We start from the raw sequence: 1,512 nt of genomic DNA on the forward strand, positions 1-1,512 counted from the left end.
AACAACTTCCGGCGGCGACCACTTAGGGCCGCGAGGATCGGCAGACCGTCGTCCGTCATGTGGCCGGTCTCGACCGCAGCGTGGCAGTCGCCTACCGCCCGGTCCGGTGGCAGGAAGATCAAGGCTGCCTCTTCTCCGGTGTCTGTGACAACCCGGGCGGCGTGATGCCTGTGACGTCCGGTGAACACGTTCCCGTACGGCCCCATGGATCTCACTAGTCTCGTCGGCGCGGGTGGCGCGGTGTTGTCTGTGGAGCCCACCAGGCGCCATCCTCCCTGTACCTGCTTCACCAGAAGTGTCGTACCGACGAGCACTCCGTCCCGCGGGATGTCGACATCCGTGGGCGTCCTGGATCCGGGGAAACCGACTTCGACAGTGGTAGGGGATGTGCGGGCGACCACCGTGGCCGTCCGCAGCGTCGTGCAGGGCAGTGCCGTCCTGTCCGTACCGAGTTCCAGCAGTGGGAAATCCCTGCCTCGCGTCCCGAGGTCGACACCCGTCGGGTAAAGACTTACCGTATGTCCCCGCTGAGGTGGTTGGCCGCCGAACAGCCGGGCCGAGGCCAGCCCCGCCACACCGCACGTGTGCCGGACAAGTATATGGACATTTCCATGACGGCGTTCGGGGTGCAGCACCTGCCACGAGTAGTTCCGGGAGTGCCGTCGCCAGGCGAAGGCGACGACCTCGTTGCGGCGGCTTGATCCGCAGTATTGGCCGTCGCGTCCCACCATGTCCAGGATTTCCCGCTCGCCGAGGAGCAGCCAGCGGATACCGGAACGGTTGTTGACCCCCGAGGTCGCGCTGGTCACCACGGGAACGCCCAGCCGGTCCGCGAAGTCTGCCGCCGGATCGAGGTCCATGTCCTTGCTGAGCACGACAATGGCCCGGGCAGGGTGCCGCTCGTGCCGGATGGCGTAGGCTGAATGGGCGACCTGCATCCCGCAGAGCATGTCGACGAGCTTCTCCTCGAAGTTGCGTATCCCGTCACCGCTGTTGTCCCGCAGCGCGCCGTCCAGAATCTTGCCGGCCGTCCTTCAGGACCGAACGCGCGTATTCAACGTTTCTGGCTACCTCGCGGCGCAGCTCCGGGGTTTTGTTCCTGACGGCCCGAGTGCCGATGCCGATGTATGTCTCGACGGCATCGAAACCCAGCGACTGCAGAGCGGTCCGGATGCCGGAAACGTTTGGTAGACGGGGGCTTCCCAGGACCTCTCGCGCCTGGCCGCGCACATTCTGCGCGTCGACTATCACGACTGCCGGCGTCAGCCCGCGGCCGGGTGCGGTGGCCGTGGGTGCGCTTATGATCATTTTTTCCTTTACGGGACGTCGTTATGAGACCACGGGACATGGTATGCCGAGTCTGTCGTTTTCTGGTCGGGATTCTTTCCTTCCGGCGCGTCGCCGGGTCCCGCGGTCGTGGTTCCGCTCAGGTGTGCTTCGTGATCTTAGCGGTCGGCACTGGAAGTCCTTCGGGGGTTGGTCGGATGCCAGGTGGATGCGTCGCGAGGCGGA

General features: G+C 65.3%; 1 protein-coding gene. It reads right to left on the bottom strand.

The window, feature by feature from the left end; genetic code table 11:
- Positions 1 to 950: hypothetical protein (locus MJ797_RS16415; RefSeq protein ID WP_239335768.1), on the bottom strand; the 950-nt coding region annotated here is incomplete at its 3' end.
- Between the last annotated feature and the right edge of the window lie 562 nt (positions 951 to 1,512).

The sequence above is a fragment of the Protofrankia sp. CiP3 genome, from assembly GCF_917627345.1.
Classification (GTDB): domain Bacteria; phylum Actinomycetota; class Actinomycetes; order Frankiales; family Frankiaceae; genus Protofrankia.